This window comes from Thioclava sp. DLFJ5-1, assembly GCF_002020115.1.
GTDB lineage: Bacteria > Pseudomonadota > Alphaproteobacteria > Rhodobacterales > Rhodobacteraceae > Thioclava > Thioclava sediminum.
The window spans coordinates 555,451-574,468 of the sequence record NZ_MPZU01000002.1 but is presented as its reverse complement, the minus strand read 5'-3'; the positions used below and the strand labels follow the sequence as shown (position 1 = coordinate 574,468).

Annotated in this window: 17 protein-coding genes; 9 read left to right on the top strand and 8 right to left on the bottom strand. The window is 64.5% G+C overall.

Annotated features, from left to right (window positions below; genetic code table 11):
• Positions 1-226 precede the first annotated feature (226 nt).
• Positions 227-820 (top strand): outer membrane beta-barrel protein, encoded by a 594-nt coding sequence (locus tag BMI86_RS09990; RefSeq protein WP_158522152.1) that lies wholly within the window; start codon positions 227-229, stop codon positions 818-820.
• 100 nt (positions 821-920) lie between these two features.
• On the opposite strand, the gene BMI86_RS09985 is transcribed toward BMI86_RS09990, so the two are convergent.
• From BMI86_RS09985 to BMI86_RS09955, 7 genes are all read right to left on the bottom strand, one after another.
• Entirely contained in the window at positions 921-1,529 is a 609-nt protein-coding gene (locus tag BMI86_RS09985; protein ID WP_078541149.1) for a TetR/AcrR family transcriptional regulator, read from the bottom strand.
• Positions 1,522-2,418, bottom strand: a complete 897-nt coding sequence (ppk2, locus tag BMI86_RS09980; protein WP_078541147.1) for a polyphosphate kinase 2 — start codon at positions 2,416-2,418, stop codon at positions 1,522-1,524. The genes BMI86_RS09985 and ppk2 overlap by 8 nt, the downstream gene beginning before the upstream one ends.
• Positions 2,419-2,555: 137 nt before the next feature.
• Positions 2,556-3,539, bottom strand: coding sequence for an alpha/beta hydrolase (locus BMI86_RS09975; protein WP_078541145.1), 984 nt, complete (start codon positions 3,537-3,539; stop codon positions 2,556-2,558).
• Entirely contained in the window at positions 3,514-4,434 is a 921-nt protein-coding gene (gene metA, locus BMI86_RS09970; RefSeq protein ID WP_078541143.1) for a homoserine O-succinyltransferase, read from the bottom strand. The genes BMI86_RS09975 and metA overlap by 26 nt, the downstream gene beginning before the upstream one ends.
• A 54-nt stretch (positions 4,435-4,488) precedes the next feature.
• On the bottom strand, positions 4,489-5,343 hold the full coding sequence (locus BMI86_RS09965; RefSeq protein WP_078541141.1) for an ATPase: 855 nt from the start codon (positions 5,341-5,343) through the stop codon (positions 4,489-4,491).
• Between the two features lie 50 nt (positions 5,344-5,393).
• Positions 5,394-6,299, bottom strand: coding sequence for a DMT family transporter (locus BMI86_RS09960; protein WP_078541139.1), 906 nt, complete (start codon positions 6,297-6,299; stop codon positions 5,394-5,396).
• Between the two features lie 118 nt (positions 6,300-6,417).
• Positions 6,418-7,536, bottom strand: coding sequence for an outer membrane protein transport protein (locus BMI86_RS09955; RefSeq protein WP_078541137.1), 1,119 nt, complete (start codon positions 7,534-7,536; stop codon positions 6,418-6,420).
• A 478-nt stretch (positions 7,537-8,014) separates the two neighbouring features.
• On the opposite strand from BMI86_RS09955, the gene BMI86_RS09950 reads away from it, so the two are divergent.
• Positions 8,015-8,908, top strand: a complete 894-nt coding sequence (locus BMI86_RS09950; protein WP_168173831.1) for a GNAT family N-acetyltransferase — start codon at positions 8,015-8,017, stop codon at positions 8,906-8,908.
• Between the two features lie 39 nt (positions 8,909-8,947).
• Here the strand turns inward: BMI86_RS09950 and speB are convergent, their stop codons facing one another.
• On the bottom strand, positions 8,948-9,937 hold the full coding sequence (speB, locus tag BMI86_RS09945; protein ID WP_078541135.1) for an agmatinase: 990 nt from the start codon (positions 9,935-9,937) through the stop codon (positions 8,948-8,950).
• Positions 9,938-10,044: 107 nt separating this feature from the next.
• On the opposite strand from speB, the gene BMI86_RS09940 reads away from it, so the two are divergent.
• From BMI86_RS09940 to BMI86_RS09910, 7 genes are all read left to right on the top strand, one after another.
• Complete coding sequence (locus BMI86_RS09940) at positions 10,045-11,007, top strand: hypothetical protein (RefSeq protein WP_078541133.1); 963 nt, start codon at positions 10,045-10,047, stop codon at positions 11,005-11,007.
• A 257-nt stretch (positions 11,008-11,264) separates the two neighbouring features.
• Positions 11,265-12,713: an IMP dehydrogenase gene (guaB, locus tag BMI86_RS09935; protein ID WP_078541131.1), complete on the top strand. Its 1,449-nt coding sequence runs from the start codon at positions 11,265-11,267 to the stop codon at positions 12,711-12,713.
• 170 nt (positions 12,714-12,883) lie between these two features.
• Positions 12,884-13,369 (top strand): TrgA family protein, encoded by a 486-nt coding sequence (locus tag BMI86_RS09930; protein ID WP_078541129.1) that lies wholly within the window; start codon positions 12,884-12,886, stop codon positions 13,367-13,369.
• An 87-nt stretch (positions 13,370-13,456) separates the two neighbouring features.
• Positions 13,457-14,590, top strand: a complete 1,134-nt coding sequence (locus tag BMI86_RS09925; protein WP_168173830.1) for an NUDIX domain-containing protein — start codon at positions 13,457-13,459, stop codon at positions 14,588-14,590.
• Positions 14,591-14,676: 86 nt separating this feature from the next.
• Positions 14,677-15,708: a cysteine synthase A gene (locus BMI86_RS09920; protein ID WP_078541125.1), complete on the top strand. Its 1,032-nt coding sequence runs from the start codon at positions 14,677-14,679 to the stop codon at positions 15,706-15,708.
• Complete coding sequence (locus tag BMI86_RS09915) at positions 15,705-18,254, top strand: DUF3772 domain-containing protein (RefSeq protein WP_246831684.1); 2,550 nt, start codon at positions 15,705-15,707, stop codon at positions 18,252-18,254. The genes BMI86_RS09920 and BMI86_RS09915 overlap by 4 nt, the downstream gene beginning before the upstream one ends.
• Positions 18,238-18,984, top strand: coding sequence for an alanyl-tRNA editing protein (locus tag BMI86_RS09910; protein ID WP_078541124.1), 747 nt, complete (start codon positions 18,238-18,240; stop codon positions 18,982-18,984). The genes BMI86_RS09915 and BMI86_RS09910 overlap by 17 nt, the downstream gene beginning before the upstream one ends.
• Positions 18,985-19,018: the final 34 nt, after the last annotated feature.

The following is a 19,018-nucleotide window of genomic DNA, read 5'->3' as shown; positions in this document are numbered from 1 at the left end:
TGTTCATTAACCAAAGGAACCCCCGCTTTGTCCAGTCTTGCCAATGCATTTTGCGCCTGCAGCATTCGCCAGTTCGATCACGTCTTGTGACACGTTCGGCAAAGCGCCGCTCATGCTTGGAACCAACCGGATTGATTTCGCATTCAGGGGGCATAGGTCCGGGCAACGGATCTGATCCAAAACGTCTCAACGGGGGATGAACCCCCAAGACAGGAGAGAGAGAAACATGAAACGTATCATCGTTACGTCGAGCATTCTGGCACTCGCTGGCTCCGCCGCAATGGCGGGCGGTTACACCACCCCGGCACCGGCCCCCGAGGTCACCCCGGCACCGGTCGCAGTGGCGCCCGCACAGTTCAGCTGGGACGGCTTCTACGCCGGTGTTCAACTCGGCTACGGCAAAGCCAACGAGTCGATCGACGGCGACGGCGTCGTCGGCGGTGCCCACGCTGGCTACCTCTATGACTTCGGCAACTATGTCCTCGGTGGCGAACTGGCCTATAACGCTGCGAACATCGACGACAGCAACTCCGGTGCGAAGGTCAAATCGATGACCGACCTCAAGATGATCGCCGGTGCGCCCTACAACAACATGCTGTTCTACGGCACGCTCGGTGCGTCCTATGTCGACGCAGAAGACGGTGCGGGCAACGGCTATTCCGACACCGTTCCGCTGGTTGGTATCGGCATGAAATACGCCATCAACCCGAAGTGGACCGTCGGGACCGAGCTCGACTATCGTGACGGCAACAACTTCGACGGCACCACTAACGATCTGAACACCACGACGCTGAACCTCACCGCGTCCTACAAGTTCTGATCTCAGGCGGATCGTCTGATCTACGCGGGCGGGGGGAAACCTCCGCCCGTTTTCTATGCGCGGGTGATGCCGCGGCGCGGCAAAATCGGGGCAGGGCGGCTCAATCCGGGGCGATCAGGCCGAGGCCGCGCAGATAGACGCCGATGCCGCTTTCCAGCAGATCCTCGGGGGCGTAGGGCGAGCGATTTCCCTCACGCGCGTAAAGCTCCACCACACCGTGGCTCATGGCCCAGACATGGGCTGCGACCATCGCGACGGGTGGGCGTTTAGCCGGCGGCACATGTTCCATCAGGGCCCGCGTCGCGCGTTCCATCGCGGTGCTCGATTTGCTCGCCACCGCGGCAAGGTCGGGCGAGCGGTTGGGCGAGATGCCACTTTCGAACATCGCCATGTAGTGGCCGGGATATTTCCGGGCGAAGGCGAGATAGGCCCGGCCCACGGCAGAGAACGCCGCCAGCGCCGAAGGCTTCCCGCCGTTCCATGCGTGATCCAGAAGATCGCCGAAAATCAGATAGCCCTGCCGCGCGCATTCCGCGATCAGATCCTCGCGCCCCTCGAAATGACGATAGACCGCCGCCGGGGTCACGCCTGCGCGTTTGGCCGCCTCCGAGAGCGTGAACCCGGTCGGGCCCTTCTCCTCGATCAGCTCCAGCGCGGAGGCGACGAGCGCCTGACGCAGATTGCCGTGATGATAGCCTTGCTTAGACATTCAGAACGTCGATGCCGCCGCAGATTTTTTCGTCGATCTCGCCAATCGCCTCGGGGTCCTTATGAGCGTAATCGACCGCGTTGAGCACCGTCTGGATTGCGGCGATCCGGGCGCGTTTCTTGTCGTCCGAACGGATCACGGTCCAGGGTGCATGGTCGGTGTCGGAGCGCTCGAGCGTCTCTTGGATCGCCTCGGAATAGGCGTCCCAGCGCTTGAGCCCCTCGACGTCGATCCAGCTCAGCTTCCACTGCTTGAGCGGGTCCTTCTCGCGCTTTAGGAAACGACGCAGCTGCTCTGCGCGGTCCACGTTCAGCCAGAGCTTCACGAGGATGACCCCGTCATCCACCAGCATCTTCTCGAAATCGGGGAGCTGGTAGAAGAAATGCTCGCGCTGCTGGGGCGTGCAGAAGTCGAAGACATGCTCGACTACGCCCCGGTTATACCAGCTCCGGTCGAACATCGCGATCTGGCCCGCCGCGGGCAGCCAGTCGATATAGCGCTGGAAATACCATTGCGTGGCTTCGGTCTCGGTGGGTTTGGGCAGCGCCACGACATAGGCCGAGCGCGGGTTCAGGTTCTGCCGCATCCGTCCGATCGTGCCGCCTTTGCCCGCCGCGTCGCGCCCCTCGAAAATCACCGCGATGCGTTTGCCGGTCTCCTTGGCGTCCCAGAACATTTTAACCAGTTCGACCTGAAGCGCCTCCATCTGGCGGTCGTATTTCTTGCGCTTCATCTCCTCGTCATAGGGATAGGAGGGCGAGAGCATGTCATCCTTGCCCGCCTCCTCGATCGCCTCGCGCACGGCGTCGGGCGCTTCGTCTTCAAGGTAGCGGGTGATGTCGCCCACGAAGGGGATGTCGAACGGCGGGTCGCTCTTGTCCTTGGCCATGATCTGCCTTTTGTCGTTTCACGGCAGTATGCTGCGCGGGCCGAGGCGGTGCAAGCGGCGCCGCATCCGGAGAAAGCGGCGCCACATGTCTGTGACGTGCGTGCAAGGTGGGGGCGCAGGCGGCGTTCAGTCGCCCCTCATTCCGCCGCCGGGCGCATCGGGATATCGTATCCCGCGCGCTCGGCCACACGATCCACCGCGGCGACCGTCTGTTGCAACGCGACATGCGGAACCATATGGCCGATCCCATCGAGCGAGATCAGTTCCGCCCCCGGCACCTCCTTCGTGAACGGCACCGCGTGGATCTGCTCGCCCACGATGGTGTCGGCCGTGCCATGAACCGAGACCACCGGCAGGTCGAGATCGGGGTAATGCGGGATCATCGCCTGAATTTCCGACTTCAGGCTGGCGCGTTGACGGGCATTCACCCGCATCGTCTGTACCCGCAGCGTCATGCCGGGGCCGAACCAGTGCAGATAGCCAATGGGCATCTCCTGCGGCGTGAAAACGCTCTCGACCTCGGAGCGGATGATCGCAGGCGGGGTCCAAGCCGAGATCAGCGGCACGATAGCCGCCTGACCAATCGGCGGCGACGTGATCTCATAGAGAAGCGGCAGCCCGCTATCCCAGCTATGCGAAGGCGCGGAGACCGGCACCAGACCCGAGAGCGTGTCGGGCTGATACACCGCCCATGCAATCGCCACCGCGCCACCATAGGAATGGCCGAGCACGATAGGATCGTCCGCGCCCGCCATCTTGGTCGCTTTCTGCAGCAGCTTGGCCTGGTTCTCGATCGTGTCCTGATCCGCGGGCAACGGGTCGGAATAGCCAAACCCCGGACGGTCGGGCACGAAAACGCGATAGCGTTTCGCCAGTTCCGGGGCGAGATCGAAGGTCAGATCGCGGGCCGAGCCCGACGCGCCGTGGATCAACACTACCGCAGGACCGTGATCGCCCTTGATCACCATATGCACGCGCTGATCGCCTACATCGACGAAGATGCCGTTGGGCGGATAGCGCTGCTCCGCCATGCGGGCCCGCCAGCTCTCCAACCCCCAAGTCGCGCCGCTCAGGATGAGCAGCAACACGACAAGGCTAGTTACCAATCTCGGCCAGATCATACGGCGTTTCCTGATAAATCTCGTTTATCCAGTTGCCGTAAAGCAGGTGGGCGTGACTTTTCCACCTGTTGGTTGGCACCCGGCTCGGGTCGTTCTCAGGATAGTAATTCGCGGGGACGTTGATTGGTTTCCCCGACGCGACGTCACGATCGTATTCTTCCTTCAGCGTGCCGCTGTCATATTCGAGATGGTTGAAGATATAGAGCGCACGATGGGCGCGATCTTCGACCAGACAGGGCCCGGTTTCGTCGGAATGGATCAGCGTCACCAGCCCCGCCGCCTCCAGCTCGTCGCGCCGCATCTCGGTCCAGCGGCTGACAGGGATCAGCAGATCGTCCGAGAAGCCCCGCAGATAGGGCGAGGCGGGCGCGCAATTGCGGTGCCGGAAGCAGCCGAACGCCTTGTGATCGAGCATATGCTTGTTCACGCCGTGGAAGTAATAGGCCATCGCCATTCCGCCCCAGCACACGCCGAAGGTGGAGAAGACATGGGTCTGGGTCCAGTCGAAGATCCGCTTGAGCTCTTCCCAGTAAGTCACTTCCTCGAAAGGCAAATGTTCGATCGGGGCGCCGGTGATAATCAGCCCGTCGAACTTCTCGCCGGTGGCTTCGACCTCCTCGAACGGACGGTAGAACTCCTCCATATGCGCGGCGGCGGTGTTCTTGGTCTGGTGCTCGCTCATGCGGATCAACTGGAAGTCGATCTGCAGCGGCGTCGCTCCGATCAGCCGGGCGAACTGGTTCTCGGTCTGGATTTTCTTCGGCATGAGATTGAGAAGGCCGATCCGGATTGGGCGGATTTCCTGCCGGGATGCCCGTTCGGGCGACATCACCATCACGCCTTCCCGCGACAGGATGTCGAAGGCGGGGAGGTTTTCAGGCAACTTGATCGGCATTGTTTCTCAGTCTCTTACAGGGTGAAGTTAAAGTGATGCGTGAAGCGTCTTGGCTCACGCGGGCAAAGCATCAGCGATCAGCGATGTAAAATCTTTTGCATCGCGGACAAGGTAGAGATCCTCGGCGCGGATCGTCACGCCCCAGTTTTTCGCCATCGCCGCATAGCGCGGCTGACGATGCGCCAACGCCTGCGCATAGGTCCAGCGCACGAAATCGTCGGGGTCGACCTCCGTCTCCGCCACGCCTTTCAGATCGCGATATTCGGCCCATTTCGCGGCCAGAAACTCGGGCTGATAATACATCGGCTTCGGCGCACGCGAGAAGCGGTTGATCAGTTCTTCGGTATGGGCGTCGGAGCCCTCGATCCAGACCATCAGCAGGTTCTGCGACAGCGCGGTCAGGATCGGATCTTCCGGATCGTCGGGGTCCACCACCTCGCAGATCGAGCCGCCGGAATCGCACAGGAAATTCTCGATCCCGTAAATCTGCTTCGCGCGGTCGATGAAATGCGCCGTATCCAGCAGCGCCGCCATCTCCGCCGTGCGGTGCTGGCTCTGCCGTTCCAGATATTCCTCGAAGGGAAGCCCGCCCTTGGCAGGATCACCGGGCTTGCCGAGGTAGGTCGAGAGCGGCGCGAGGTTCTCGAACGTGATGTTCGACGCGATATAGACCGAGTCCGACAGCAGAAGCTCCGCCAGAAACGGGTTCTTCATCGCCTCGCGCTTGAAGTTGTCGGCGATATATTCGCCCATGTAGCGCGTGCCGATCCGGTAATCGACGGAGTAGTGGAACCAGCCCTCGTCGCGCAGAAGGTTCGCAGCCCAGGTCTTGCCGAGGCCGGACATGCCGAACAGCGCAACCTTCCTCGATTTGGCGGCCAGCCACTCGGCGCGATTGGAATAGATCATGTCGTCCCCATTGGTCTTTCGCCCCGGTGTAGCCCGGCAAGGCGCGCGCGTCACGGGGTTTTGGGACGGCGGTTGAGGATCATCAGGCCAAGCGCGAGGATCGCGAAGCCCAAGGCCTCCGCCCAACCCAGACGTTCGCCATAGATCGCCCAGCCCGCAAGGATCGCGACGGGCGGGATCAGGAGTGTGACGAGGGCGAGGTTGGCAGCGCCTGCGATCGCGAGAATGCGGTAATAGAGCAGGTAGGCCAGCGCCGAACAGCCGAAGCCGAGCCAAAGCATCGCGATCCAGACCGAGGGCGCATAGTCGAAGCTCGGCACGCCTTCGGTGAAAAGCAGGATCGGCAGGGTCCAGATCGCGCCGCCGGTGAGCATCCCAGCCGCTGCAACTTCGGGTCGTAACCCCTTGATCGCAAAGCGCGCATAGGCTCCGGCGAAGCCGTAGCTCAGCGCCGCGCCCAGCACGGCAACTTGGCCGGCAGAGGTCAGATCGAACCCTTTCAGCGCATCCGGTCCGATCGCCACCACAACGCCCGCGAAGCCGACCGCGATGCCGGTGGCCTTGCGCGCGCTCAGCCGCTCGTCGGTGAAAACAACGGCCGCGACCAGCGCTCCGAAGATCGCGGTCGAGGCGTTCAGGATCGAGGCCAGCCCGCTATCGATATGCTTCTGCCCCCAGACGATGAGCGAGAAGGGAATGGCGTTGTTCAAGAGCCCCATGATCAGGAAATGCCCGAGATAGATCGGGTGCCGCGGCACCGGCAGGCGGCGCAGCGCGATATAGGCCCAGATCAGCACCGCCCCCGAGGCCACGCGCAGGAAGACCACGGTAAAGACGCCCGCACCCTCTAGGGCCGCGCGGTTCGACAGGAAGGACGAGCCCCAGATCAGCGCCAGCGCCGCGAGCAGCGCCCAGGCGAGCGGGGTGAGGGATAAAGGGGCGGGTGCGTGTTTCATCGCTTCGATCTAGCGGGCGGCAGCGACACGCACCACCCGGAACTTGCGGCATTGCCGAGGTCCAAAGAAAAAGCCCCGCACGAAGCGGGGCTATTCCTAATTTTTCAGTGACTTGCGATCAGAAGTTGATCCCGACGCGCAGGCCCGCGCCCCAACCGTCATTGCCGGTGAAGTCGCCGTTGATGCCATTGGTGGTCGCGTCGCCGATATCGACATAGCGAACGCCGCCGGTCACCTTGATGTTCTGGGTCGCCTGGTAGCTTGCAGCCAGCGAGACCGACTTGAAGCCATCGGTCGGGCCGAGGTTCCCGGTCGGTTTGCCGGTGTGCTTCTCGTAGCCGAACATGATCGCACCCGACCACTGGTCGTTGAAGCGACGGCCAACGCCGAGATTGTAGGTGATCGTGTTGTCCGTGTATTCGACGAGCGCACCTTGACCATAGACGCCGCCATTCAGAGGGCTCTGCGTGTATGCGTTGGGCGAGATATCGAACTGGGTCCAGTGCACCCAGCGAACCGAGCCCATCAGCAGAGTATCCTTCATGATCCCGGTCTGGAATTCGAGGTTGACCGATTCCGGTACGGTGGTTTCGAAGTTCGAATTGAAGGTACCGGCGACGGTTTCTTCGGTTGCGCTGAAATCATGCGTGATCTTGGAGTTGTAGGTCAGAGCCACGCGTGCCGCGATTTCCGGCTTCTCCCAAGCCACCCCGACGACATAACCGAAATCGGTCTCGTCCGAAGTCTTCATCTTGTAGTTCAGGAACGGAAGCGAAACCTTGCCCGACGCGCTCTCGCTACGAACACCGCCGTAGAACGATACGTTGTTCGGCATCTTGTAGCGCAGCAGTGCCGTAATAGCCGCGGACTTGATCGATGCCTGAGAACCACCGAGCGGATAGCCTGCCGGCGGAGCGGGCTGAGCGGGATAGTTCACTTTTGCACCGATCGGCTGATCGAAGATAACCGCGAGGTCCCATTGATCGCTCAGATGCTGCTTGTAACCAAGGCTCACCGTGCCATAGCCGGGCGCCATGTCGCCCGAAGAGGGGTTGCCAAAGGGTCCGTAGCTCACCGAACCCGACACGTCCGGATTGAACGCACCGAAGCCGATTTCGGCGTAGTTGCCCTGCTCGAACAGGATGCCGACCGATTGCGTCGAACGCTCCACCCCGCCCGCATGGGCCGCGCCTGCGCCAATCGCGAGTGCGGCCATCGAAGTCATCACACGTTTCATAATGTTCCTCTTCCCTAACGTGTCCCGAAGGAGATCCTAACGTCTCGAAGGAATTCCTTTCGCTGACGCTACCAGCCGGAAGGTGTAAATCAATCTGCGCTTCACGATGACGTCACGTTCTGTTGCCCGCATGCACGGAAAAATGTGTCTTTGCGGCCACTCGAAGGTGACGTTCGCGTCAAGTTCTGAACTGAAGCGTTTAGAAGCCGTTGGAAAACTTGAGAATCGCAAGAAGGCCGAGCCAGAGAGCCGCGCCGAAGAGCGCGACCAAAACCGCACTCCAAAGCGTGGCACGTGGAGCTGGCAGATGTGGCGGCCCGTCGGTCTTGCGCGCCTGCAACGACGTTCCGGCAGGCGGGGGCTGTCTGCGCTTTGCGCGCGATTGATTTTCAGGAGCGCGGGCCATTTCGCCTCAGGGTTGTCATGTTTCACGCCGTCATTAACCCCAGCTTAGGTAAAGCAAGCCTTAATGGCGGCGATGAAACCTGTCCGTCTCACGCAATTGTCAGGCCCCGATGCGGGCTGGGATCGGGCGTTGCGCGCGCTTGCGCCGGGGCGCCCGCCAGCCTTTCAGCAAGCGGCGCTCTATGGGACGCTTGCTGCCGCGCGGGGGCGGCGCGTCCTGCGGCTCGAGATCACACATGAGGGCAGGCGGATCGCACTGGCCCAGATGATCGGGCGCGGCGGGCTGTGGCTTCTGTCGCGCGGGCCGGTCTTCGCTCCGGGCCTTGATCGCTCTCTCCAAATCGCGGTGCTGCGCCGGATCGCGCGCCGATGGGGGATCATCCTCGCGACGCCGGACGCGCCGATGGCCGGGGTTGGGTTGGTCCCGCTGATCACGCCCCGCCACCATGCGCTTTGGTCCTTGCAGCCCGAGACCGAGGCGCTGCGCGCCGGGCTGGCCGGAAAATGGCGCAATCGCTTGGCGGCGGCGGAGCGCGTGGGGCTGCGGGTGAGGTTGGAGCCCGAGATCGACTGGCTTCTCGCCGCCGATGCCGCGCAGCAACGGGCGCGTGGCTACCGCGCATTGCCGCCCGGCTTCACGCGCGCCTGGGCGGATCACAACCCGGCGGGTCTTCTCGCGCTGCGCATCGAGGATTCCAAGGGACAGCGCCTCGCGGGCGGCATCTTCCTACTCCATGGCGAGGGGGCGAGCTATCATGTCGGCTGGACCGGGCCGGAGGGGCGCGGGTCGGGCGCGCACAACCTGATGCTCTGGCACGCGGCGCTGCGGCTGAAGGCGCGTGGGATCCGGCAGCTCGATCTCGGCGCGGTGGATAGCGAGGACGGGGCAGGGCGGATGCGCTTCAAACTGGGCACCGGCGCGCAGCCGCATAGCCTCGGAGCGACCCTTTGGGTGCTGCCCGGTTAACCCTTCTCCTTGAGGAAAATATCCCCGCCGGAGGCTCCCTCAACCTGCCGCAGGCGCACCGCCGGACTGTCGCGCATGAAAGATGAAGCCGAGGAAATTCAGCAGCACTTGCGCGGCAAGGATCGGGGTGGAGCCGGTGGGGTCGTAATCGGGGGCGACCTCGACCAGATCGATGCCCACGACCTCGTGCCGCTTCGCCACGCCCTGCAGGACCTCCAGCACCTCGTAATAGAGAAACCCGCCATGGCTCGGCGTGCCGGTGCCGGGCGCGATCGAGGGGTCGAACCCGTCGATATCGATCGTGACATAGATCCGCGCGCCGTCGGGGATGCGGGCCAGCACGCCCTCGGCCCCCAGCTTGCGCACCTGCCGCACACTCAGGAAATCGTCGCCCATCGCGCGGGCGGCGTCATAGCCCTCCTTCGAGGTCGAGGAGACGTTGCGAATGCCGAGTGCGGTGATCCCCGAGACGTACCCCTTCTCGGCGGCGCGGCGCATCGGGTTGCCGTGGCCTTCGGTCGCGCCGTGACGCTCGTCCACGAAATCGAGATGAGCGTCGATCTGCAGGATATGGATCGGGCCCTTCTCGGCGCAGTCTTCAGCGAAGGCGCGGATGCAGGGGATATTGATCGAATGATCGCCGCCGATCACCACCGGCAGCGCGCCCGCCTTCAGCATCGCCCGCACGCCGGTCTCGATATTGGCGTGGCTCTTCACCGTGTCGGTATGGACGATGTCGGCATCGCCGATATCGACGATGGTGACCTCCGGCCCGAGATAGGTCGCGTCGTCCTCGTGATCGTAAGCCCCGGCATGGCCGAAGGAGAACAGGGTCGAGGCCTCGCGCACCGCCCGCGGCCCGAACCGTGCGCCGGGGCGGAACTGGGTGCCGAAATCGAAGGGCGCGCCCATAACCGCCACATCCGCCTCGATCGCATGCCAATCGGCCACGTAAGCGCGCTTGCCGAAAGTGGAAATTCCCACGAAGGGCAGGTTCAGCCGCCCCGATTCATACCCATGTCCCGCCATCTTGCCTCCAGACACCCTGTCGCACCTCGGACAGCTTTTCGCCGCGCGCGAAATATTGCAAGCTTCTGCGCGACCGAAATGATTTGCCGATTGCCCGAGGTAAGCACATGTCCTTCGCCCCGCCCAAGATGACGCCCAAGGGCCTGTTTCGCCGCACCCCGCCCGCGATGTTCCCGCCCGTGCTGGGGCTGATGGGCCTCGGGATCGCGTGGCGGCGCGGCGTCGGGCAATTCGCGCTGCCGCCCGATCTGGCGGAGCTGTTTCTGGGCGCGGTGACCCTGCTCGCGCTGTTCACGCTGATCGCCTATGGCGCGAAGGTCGTGCGGCGTCCGGGCGTGGTGTTCGAGGATCTGCGCGTGCTGCCGGGGCGTGCGGGGCTCGCCGCGGGAACGCTGACGATCTATCTGATCGCGGCTTCGCTTGCGCCCTATGGCGGGCTCGGCACCGTCATCTTCTGGCTGGGTGTGGTCGCGCATCTGGGGCTGATCGCGGCGGTGATTTACACGCTGGCAACTGGCCCGGCCGAGCAGCGCCGCGTCAATCCGACATGGCAGCTGACCTTCTCGGGCTGGATCGTCGGCGCAGTGGCGGGGGTGATCCTCGGGCTCGATACGGTGGCGCTGGTGATGTTCTGGGTCGCGATGCTGTCGGCGGTCGTGATCTGGATGATCTCGCTGCAGCAATTCTCCCGCGAGCGCGTGCCCGCACCGCTGCGTCCACTGCTCGCCATTCACCTCGCGCCTGCGGCGCTGATCGGCACCGTGGCGAGCGCGTTCGGCGCGATGGGGATCGCGCAGGCGATGGCGATCCTCGCGGCTGCTTTCCTTCTGGCGCTGGTCGTGTCGATACGCTGGCTGCTTGCAGGAGGCTTCTCGCCGCTCTGGGGGGCATTCACTTTCCCGGCGGCTGCGACGGCAGGGTGCTGGCTCGCGCTTGGCGGGGTCTGGGCGTTGCCCGGCGCGCTGATGCTGACGGCGGCGACCCTGATCGTGGTGCCGATTGCGCTGAAAGTGTTGCAGCTCTGGGCGAAGGGGCAGCTTGCGATGAAGACCAACGCCGCGATTGCCTGAGCGCGGAGGGCGGCGCCCGAGCTTCGGGTAGGCGCCTTACTCCGCATTGTGGCCGGGCGGTTTATCTTGCAATCCCGTAAGTCGGTCGTTCCCGCGCTGTCTTCGCCAATGCGCCCTCCTGGGGGAGGGTCAGGCGCGGCACCCTTAGGCCGACCTTTCCGCACAGCGCCCTGTGCTCGCGTCCGCGAGGGGTTGCCTTCGCGTCCATTGCGTGAAACAGCAAACTGCCAAACGCATCTGGACACTGGAGACCCCCCATGCAGATTCGCGAGGCGCTCACCTTCGACGACGTTCTTCTTCTTCCCGCAGCCTCTTCGGTGCTTCCGGCAACCGCAGATGTCTCGACCCAGGTGACGAAGAAAATCCGGCTCAACATCCCGCTTCTGTCCTCCGCAATGGACACCGTCACCGAGGCGCGCATGGCGATCGCGATGGCGCAGGCGGGCGGCGTGGGCGTGATCCACAAGAACCTCACCGTCGAGCAGCAGGCCGACGAGGTCCGCCGCGTGAAGCGCTTCGAGAGCGGCATCGTCTACAACCCGATCACGCTGCGCCCCGATCAGACGCTCGCAGACGCGAAGGCGCTGACCGAGCGCTACGGTTTCTCCGGCTTCCCCGTCGTCGATGAAAACCGCCGCGTGGTAGGCATCGTGACGAACCGCGACATGCGGTTCGCCCAGAAGGACGAAACTCCGGTCTCGGTGATGATGACCACCGACCGTCTCGCGATCCTACAAGAGCCCGCCGACCGCGCCCAAGCCATCGCGATGATGCGCGAGCGCCGGATCGAGAAGCTGCTGGTGACCGATGACGAAGGCAAGCTGACGGGCCTCCTGACCCTGCGCGACACCGAGCAAGCCGTTCTCAACCCGACTGCCTGCAAGGACGATCTGGGCCGCCTGCGCGTGGCCGCTGCGACCTCCGTGGGCGATGCTGGCTTCGAGCGCTCCGAGGCGCTGATCGACGCGGGCTGCGATATCGTGGTGGTCGACACGGCACACGGTCACAGCCAGGGCGTGATCGACGCGGTGAAGCGCATCAAGCAACTGTCGAGCGACGTGCAGGTGATCGCGGGCAACGTAGCCACGGCCGACGCCACCAAGGCGCTGATCGACGTGGGCGCCGACGCGGTGAAATGCGGCATCGGCCCGGGTTCGATCTGCACGACGCGGATGGTCGCGGGCGTGGGCGTGCCGCAGCTGACCGCGATCATGGATTGCGTAAGTGCGGCGGGCGACGTGCCGATCATCGCCGATGGCGGCATCAAGTTCTCGGGCGATTTCGCGAAAGCCATCGCGGCGGGCGCAAGCTGCGCCATGGTCGGCTCGATGATCGCGGGCACCGATGAAAGCCCCGGCGAAGTGATCCTCTATCAGGGCCGCTCGTTCAAATCCTATCGCGGCATGGGCTCACTCGGTGCGATGGCACGCGGCTCGGCGGATCGCTACTTCCAGAAGGATGCGGCGAACGACAAGCTCGTCCCCGAAGGCATCGAGGGGCAGGTGCCCTACAAGGGCCCCGCAGGCGCGGTGGTCCACCAGCTCGTGGGCGGTCTGCGCGCGGCGATGGGCTATACCGGCTCCGCCACGGTCGCCGAGATGCGCACGAACTGCAATTTCGTCCGCATCACTGGCGCGGGCCTCAAGGAAAGCCATGTCCACGACGTCGCGATCACCCGCGAGAGCCCGAACTACCGGATCGGCTAAGGCGCGCAGCGCCGCATTGCGATAGACGCGAAAGGCCCGGCCAGCGATGGTCCGGGCCTTTTCCATAGCAAATTACGCAGCGTAAACTTTTCATAGTTTCGCCGTAATCGCCCGTTAACCAGAGGGGATCACCCTCAAACCGTTCCTTGGTTTCGAGATGGAGGCCCGACATGATGCACCGAATTGCCGTGCGCAACTCTCAGGCGCAAATCCCTACGATCGCGAAACTTTTCGCGGCGCTGGCGCTTGGGGCGACCGGGTTCTTCGCCGCGCAGCAGATCATGCCCGCGATTCCCGCCGGGACCGACGGGGCGAAGGAATTATGGCTGATCATGGGCTCGTTCGGGCTGCTGTTCGGCTGGCGCGTGGTCGGGATTTCCGCCGGACGACGCTGGGTCGATGCGATCAATGACGGGCTGCGCGGCGGGCTTTACGTCCTGCTGTGGACCTTCGCCTTCCTCGGCGTGATGCAGATGCTGAAACTGGCGCTGCGCATGCGCTATGACGATGTGCTCTCCGCCGTGACCGACGTCATCGGGCAGGGCACCGCGATCGGGTTGGCCTCGCTTGGGGTGGCGCCGGTGATCACGCTGGGCTTGGGCGCGATGGGCGCAGGGCTCCTGTCGGAACTCGCGCATCGCCGCTACGGGCGCTGAGCACGAAGCCCACCACACCCTCCGCTTGACATCGCGCGCCTGCCTTGCAGGTTGTGGCGCATGATGTGCCAAGCTGCGGGGACGGTCATGCAACCACATTTCTTCTACGGCACGCTGTGTCATCCGCCTCTGCTGGAGGCGGTCATCGGTCGTGTGCCGCAGCTCGTTCCGGCGCGGCTGGAGGGCTTCGCCCCGCATGAGGCCTGTCGCGAGGGGCAGGGCTTGGGCTTTCCGATCCTGATCGCGACACCGGACGCTGTGACGCGCGGCGTCGTGGCCGACTTGACCAAGGCCGAGGCCGAGCGCATCGCGTGGTATGAGGATGGCTACGATGCCGAGCTCCGCGAACTCGAGACCGGATCGGGGCCGCGCGAGGCAAAGCTGTGGCTGCCGAAAGCGGGGCGCTGGGACGTGGGCGAGGCGTGGACCCTCGGAGACTGGGCGCCGAAATGGGCCGCGCTGAAGACCGAGGCCGCGCGGCTTTTCATTGCCGAGGCGCAGGCCGTGGGGCCCGACGCCGCCAATGCGCGCTATCACGCGATCCTCGTGCGCGCGGCCTCTACCTTGCGCGCGCGCGCGGCTCCGATGGCGCAGAATTTGCGCCGGGATCTGCATGAGGGCGACATCAAGATCGACGCGCAACAGACTGCTTATGCAAAGTTTTTCGCCGTCGAGGATTACAAGCTCGAACATCGGCTGTTCGCCGGCGGCATGAGCGCCAAGCTCGACCGGGCCGCCTTCGTCTCGGGCGATGCGAGCGTCGTTCTGCCTTATGATCCGGTGCGCGACCGGGTGATGCTGATCGAACAGATCCGCACCGGGCCGCTGGCGCGGGGCGAGCCGAACCCGTGGATGATCGAGGCGATCGCGGGCCGGGTCGATCCCGGCGAGACACCCGAAGAGGCGGCGCTGCGCGAGGCGGGCGAGGAGGCCGGGATCACGATTGCGCGCCTGATCGAGGCCCCGCGCTATTACCCGTCGCCCGGCGCGAAAAGCGAATTCGTCTATTCCTATATCGGGATTGTCGACCTGCCCGACGAGGCCGCACAGCTTGGCGGCAAGGCCGATGAGCACGAAGATATCCGCGCGCATCTGGTGCCGTTCGAGCGTCTGATGACGCTGGTTGCGACCGGCGAGGCGGGCAATGCGCCGCTGGTCGTGCTCGCGCTCTGGCTCGCCGGGCAGCGCGCCGCACTGCAGCGGATGGCTGGCGTCGCGTAATCGCGGGGTTGAGGTGGCGCGCGCCGCGTCCTAAGTCTGATTTCAACGGCCCCGTTGGGGGTTACTCGATACGGGAGGAATGCGCGATGCGTATCTGCAGCGATCTGGCGTCGGCGGTGGGAAATACCCCGCTCATCAAGCTCAGGAAGGCATCGGAAGAGACCGGCTGCACCATCCTCGGCAAGGCGGAATTTCTCAATCCCGGCCAATCTGTGAAAGACCGCGCGGCGCTTTTCATCATCCGTGACGCGATCCAGCGCGGCGAGCTTGCGCCCGGCGGCACGATCGTCGAAGGCACGGCGGGCAATACCGGCATCGGTCTCGCGCTCGTGGGCGCCTCGATGGGCTTCCGCGCCGTGATCGTGATCCCCGAGACGCAGAGCCAGGAAAAGAAGGACATGCTGCGGCTGGCGGGGGCCGAACTGGTGCAGGTTCCGGCCGCACCCTATCGCAACCCCAACAACTACGTGCGCTATTCCGAGCGGCTCGCGAAGGAACTCGCCAAGACCGATCCGCATGGCGCGATCTGGGCCAATCAGTTCGACAATACCGCGAACCGGCAGGCCCATATCGAGACGACCGGCCCCGAAATCTGGGATCAGACCGGCGGCAAGGTCGACGGCTTCATCTGCGCGGTGGGCTCGGGCGGCACGCTCGCAGGCACCGGCATGGCGCTGCAGCCCAAGGGCGTGAAGATCGGTCTCGCCGATCCCGACGGCGCCGCGCTGCACAGCTATTACACGACCGGCGAGTTCAAATCCGAGGGCTCCTCGATTACCGAAGGCATCGGGCAGGGGCGGATCACCGCCAATCTCGAGGGCTTCACCCCGGATATGAGCTTCAACATCCCCGACAGCGAGGCGCTGCCGGTGGTCTTCGACCTGCTGCAGGAAGAAGGCCTCTGCTTGGGCGGCTCCTCGGGGATCAATATCGCGGGCGCGATGCATATGGCGCGCGAGCTGGGCCCGGGCCACACGATCGTGACGGTGCTGTGCGATTACGGCAACCGCTACCAGTCGAAACTCTTCAACCCCGACTTCCTCAAGGGCAAGGGGCTGCCTGTGCCGGAATGGCTCGACCGGGCTCCGCGTGAGATGCCGGAGGTCTTCGAGGGATGATCCTGCGTCTGGCGCGTCTGCTCTTGCTGGCCGTCGCGCTGGCGCTCCCCGCGATTGGTTTCGCGCAAAGCCCCGAAACGCCCGATTACAAGGCGTGGGAACAGACCGCGACCGAAGCCGAAAAGATGGTGCAGGCCGATCAGGCCCAACGCCCGGCCTTCGACAAGATCCGGCAGGAGGTCGTCAACTGGCGGGAGAAGTTCAAGGCGGCCGAGGATATCAACGCCAGCCAGATCTCTACCGTCAAGGCGCAGATTGAGGCGCTCGGGCCCCCACCGAAGGAGGGCGAGAGCGAGGATCAGGCGATTGCCGACCGGCGCAAGAAGCTCAATGACGAGCTGGCAAAGCTACAGGCGCCAGCGCTGCGCGCGACCGAGGCCGCCAGCCGCGCGGATTCCATCGTCGCCAATATCGATCAGGTTCTGCGCGCGCGTCAGACAGACAAGCTGTTGCGGCTGACACCTTCGCCGCTCAATCCGATCAACTGGCCCGAGGGGGTGAAAGTCCTCACCGGGCTGACCTCCGAGCTTGCCTCCGAGATGGGGCAGCAACTCGATCAGCCGGACCCCTACGCCAATGCGCGCAACAACGCCCCTGCGATCGTGGGTCTTTTGTTGGTGGCGCTTATGCTGGTGCTGCGCGGGCGGACATGGATCGACAGGCTGGCCGATGTGCTGGAGGCGCGTCTGGCGCGCAACGCGCAGCGGGTGATCGATTTCATCGTCTCGCTGGGTCAGCTACTGCTGCCGATCGCCGGGATCGCGCTCCTTGAAGCGGCGCTGGTGCAGACGGAGCTGTTCGGCGCGCGCTGGTTGGAATTGTTGCTCGCGATCGGCGTGGTTCTGAGCGCGGCCTTCGTCGCCTTCTGGCTTTCGGGCCGTATCTTCCCGCGCAATGACCGGCAGGCCGCGCCCTTCACGCTGCAAAGCGAACGGCGCCGAGAAGGCCGGGTGCTGACGATCTCGCTGGCCGTGTTCGCCGCGATTCAGGGCCCGTTCGGTGACTGGCTTGTGGCCCGCGGGCAGGACGTATTTGAGGGCAGCGCGAAAACCGCCAAGGAGATCGACGCGGCGGGGCACACGCTCGATGCAGGCTTCGGCGTTCTGGTCTTCCCGCTGCAGGTCCTTGCAGCGATCGCGCTGTTCCGCTTCGGCCAGCTGCTGCGCCGTCACCTGCGCAACGAGACCAACGGGAGCGAGGAAGGCGCGTTTCGCGACCGTCTTGTCGGCGCGCTCGGCAATGCGCTGATTGGCGTCGCGGTGGTCGCGCCGGTTCTGGGCGGGATCGGCTATATCAACGCCGCCAATGCGCTGATCTTCCCGACCATCCTGACGCTGGGGCTGATCGCACTGGTTCTCGTGCTCAACCAGTTCTTCACCGATGTCTACGTGCTGGTCACCCGGCGCGAGGATGACGGCCGCGACTCCCTGATCCCGGCGCTGATCGGCTTCCTGCTGGGCCTGCTCGCCATGCCGCCCGCGGCGCTGATCTGGGGCGCGCGCCCGGCCGATCTGGCCGAGATGTGGACGCGGTTCCAGAACGGTATCTCGGTCAGCGGCGTCACGATCTCGCCCGGCATCTTCCTGACCTTCGCGATCGTCTTCGTGATCGGTCTGATGGTCACGCGGCTCCTGCAAGGGGCGCTGAAGACCTCGCTGCTGCCGAAGACGAAGATCGACAAGGGCGGCCAGAACGCCATCGTCTCGGGGCTTGGCTATTTGGGGATTTTCCTCGCTGCGGTGATCGCGATCTCCTCGGCCGGGATCGACCTCAGCTCGCTCGCCATCGTCGCCGGTGCGCTCTCGGTCGGTGTCGGTTTCGGTCTGCAGACCATCGTGCAGAACTTCGTCTCGGGCATCATCCTGCTGATCGAGCGTCCGATCTCTGAGGGCGACTGGATCGAGGTCAATGGCCAGATGGGGATCGTGAAGGCGATCTCCGTGCGCTCCACCCGGATCGAGACTTTCGACCGCACCGAAGTCATCGTGCCCAATGCCGACCTGATCTCCGGACAGGTGACGAACTGGACGCGCGGCAATGTCACGGGCCGCCTGATCGTCCCGGTCGGCGTGGCCTATGGCACCGACACCCGCAAGGTCGAGAAGATCCTGCACGAGGTGGCCGCGAACCAGTCGCTGGTGATGATGAACCCCGAACCGGTCGTGATGTTCAAAGGCTTCGGCGCGGACAGCCTCGATTTCGAGGTGCGCGTGATCCTCTCGGACGTGAACTTCATCCTCCGCGTCCAGAGCGAGATGAATCACGAGATCAATCAACGCTTCGCCGAGGCCGGGATCGAGATTCCCTTCGCACAGCGCGACGTCTGGCTGCGCAACCCCGAGGTTCTGCGCCCCAAGGACGAGCAGACCGAAAAGGACGCGGACGCGGAGGAGACCTCCGAGGACGAGGGCGAAGACGACAACGACACCAAGCGCCCCGTCACCCGCGCCGATTACGGCAAGCCTCAGCCCGGGGAAGGGCCCGAGGGGATGGAGGAGCAGCGCCACGACACTTCAGACGGAGAGGCCGATGCCGGAGACCGCTAAACAGCCGCAGCAGCAAAGCTACCGCATTCACCCCTATGCCCGCGATCTCGAGGTCCGGGTGACCGGGCTGACCGACGAAGGCGGCATCTATTGCGCGGATTCGATCTTCTACCCGACCGGCGGCGGCCAGCCCGGCGATAGCGGCAAACTGGTCTGGGACGGCGGCGAGATCGAGATCGCGACGGCAGTGAAGGCCGAGCCCGGCGCGCCCGGTGCGGTGATCCTCGTGCCCGCGGAGCCGCAGCCGCTGCCGCCCGTCGGCGCGCAGGTCCAGCAGCATCTCGACTGGGAGCGGCGTCACCGTCACATGCGCGTCCATACCGCGCTGCACCTGCTGTCGGTCGCGATCCCGCTGCCGGTGACCGGCGGGCAGATCGGCTCTGAAAAGGGACGGCTCGATTTCGATATGCCCGAGCGGCCCGAGGATCTGGAGGCAATCGAGCGGCAGTTGAACGACTGGATCGCGCAGGACCTGAAAGTGGTCGAGCATTGGATTACCGATGCCGAACTCGAGGCGCAGCCCGATCTGGTCAAGACGCTCTCGGTCGCGCCGCCGAAAGGTCAGGGCTGGGTGCGGCTGATCGCGATCGGCCACGAGGCGGACCGGATCGACCTGCAGCCCTGCGGCGGCACGCATGTCGCCTCGACCGGCGAGATCGGTGGCCTCAGGATCGGCAAGATCGAGAAGAAGGGCAAGATGAACCGCCGCGTGCATCTTCATCTGGCCTGAGATCTGCGGGCCGGGCGGGGGCGCTGCCCCTCTG

Bases quoted from the DNA above. Each gene is read 5' to 3' on its own strand.
- BMI86_RS09990 (WP_158522152.1), top strand. From the start codon at position 227: ATGAAACGTATCATCGTTACGTCGAGCATTCTGGCACTCGCTGGCTCC.
- BMI86_RS09985 (WP_078541149.1), bottom strand. From the start codon at position 1,529: ATGTCTAAGCAAGGCTATCATCACGGCAATCTGCGTCAGGCGCTCGTC.
- ppk2 (WP_078541147.1), bottom strand. From the start codon at position 2,418: ATGGCCAAGGACAAGAGCGACCCGCCGTTCGACATCCCCTTCGTGGGC.
- BMI86_RS09975 (WP_078541145.1), bottom strand. From the start codon at position 3,539: ATGATCTGGCCGAGATTGGTAACTAGCCTTGTCGTGTTGCTGCTCATC.
- metA (WP_078541143.1), bottom strand. From the start codon at position 4,434: ATGCCGATCAAGTTGCCTGAAAACCTCCCCGCCTTCGACATCCTGTCG.
- BMI86_RS09965 (WP_078541141.1), bottom strand. From the start codon at position 5,343: ATGATCTATTCCAATCGCGCCGAGTGGCTGGCCGCCAAATCGAGGAAG.
- BMI86_RS09960 (WP_078541139.1), bottom strand. From the start codon at position 6,299: ATGAAACACGCACCCGCCCCTTTATCCCTCACCCCGCTCGCCTGGGCG.
- BMI86_RS09955 (WP_078541137.1), bottom strand. From the start codon at position 7,536: ATGAAACGTGTGATGACTTCGATGGCCGCACTCGCGATTGGCGCAGGC.
- BMI86_RS09950 (WP_168173831.1), top strand. From the start codon at position 8,015: ATGAAACCTGTCCGTCTCACGCAATTGTCAGGCCCCGATGCGGGCTGG.
- speB (WP_078541135.1), bottom strand. From the start codon at position 9,937: ATGGCGGGACATGGGTATGAATCGGGGCGGCTGAACCTGCCCTTCGTG.
- BMI86_RS09940 (WP_078541133.1), top strand. From the start codon at position 10,045: ATGTCCTTCGCCCCGCCCAAGATGACGCCCAAGGGCCTGTTTCGCCGC.
- guaB (WP_078541131.1), top strand. From the start codon at position 11,265: ATGCAGATTCGCGAGGCGCTCACCTTCGACGACGTTCTTCTTCTTCCC.
- BMI86_RS09930 (WP_078541129.1), top strand. From the start codon at position 12,884: ATGATGCACCGAATTGCCGTGCGCAACTCTCAGGCGCAAATCCCTACG.
- BMI86_RS09925 (WP_168173830.1), top strand. From the start codon at position 13,457: ATGCAACCACATTTCTTCTACGGCACGCTGTGTCATCCGCCTCTGCTG.
- BMI86_RS09920 (WP_078541125.1), top strand. From the start codon at position 14,677: ATGCGTATCTGCAGCGATCTGGCGTCGGCGGTGGGAAATACCCCGCTC.
- BMI86_RS09915 (WP_246831684.1), top strand. From the start codon at position 15,705: ATGATCCTGCGTCTGGCGCGTCTGCTCTTGCTGGCCGTCGCGCTGGCG.
- BMI86_RS09910 (WP_078541124.1), top strand. From the start codon at position 18,238: ATGCCGGAGACCGCTAAACAGCCGCAGCAGCAAAGCTACCGCATTCAC.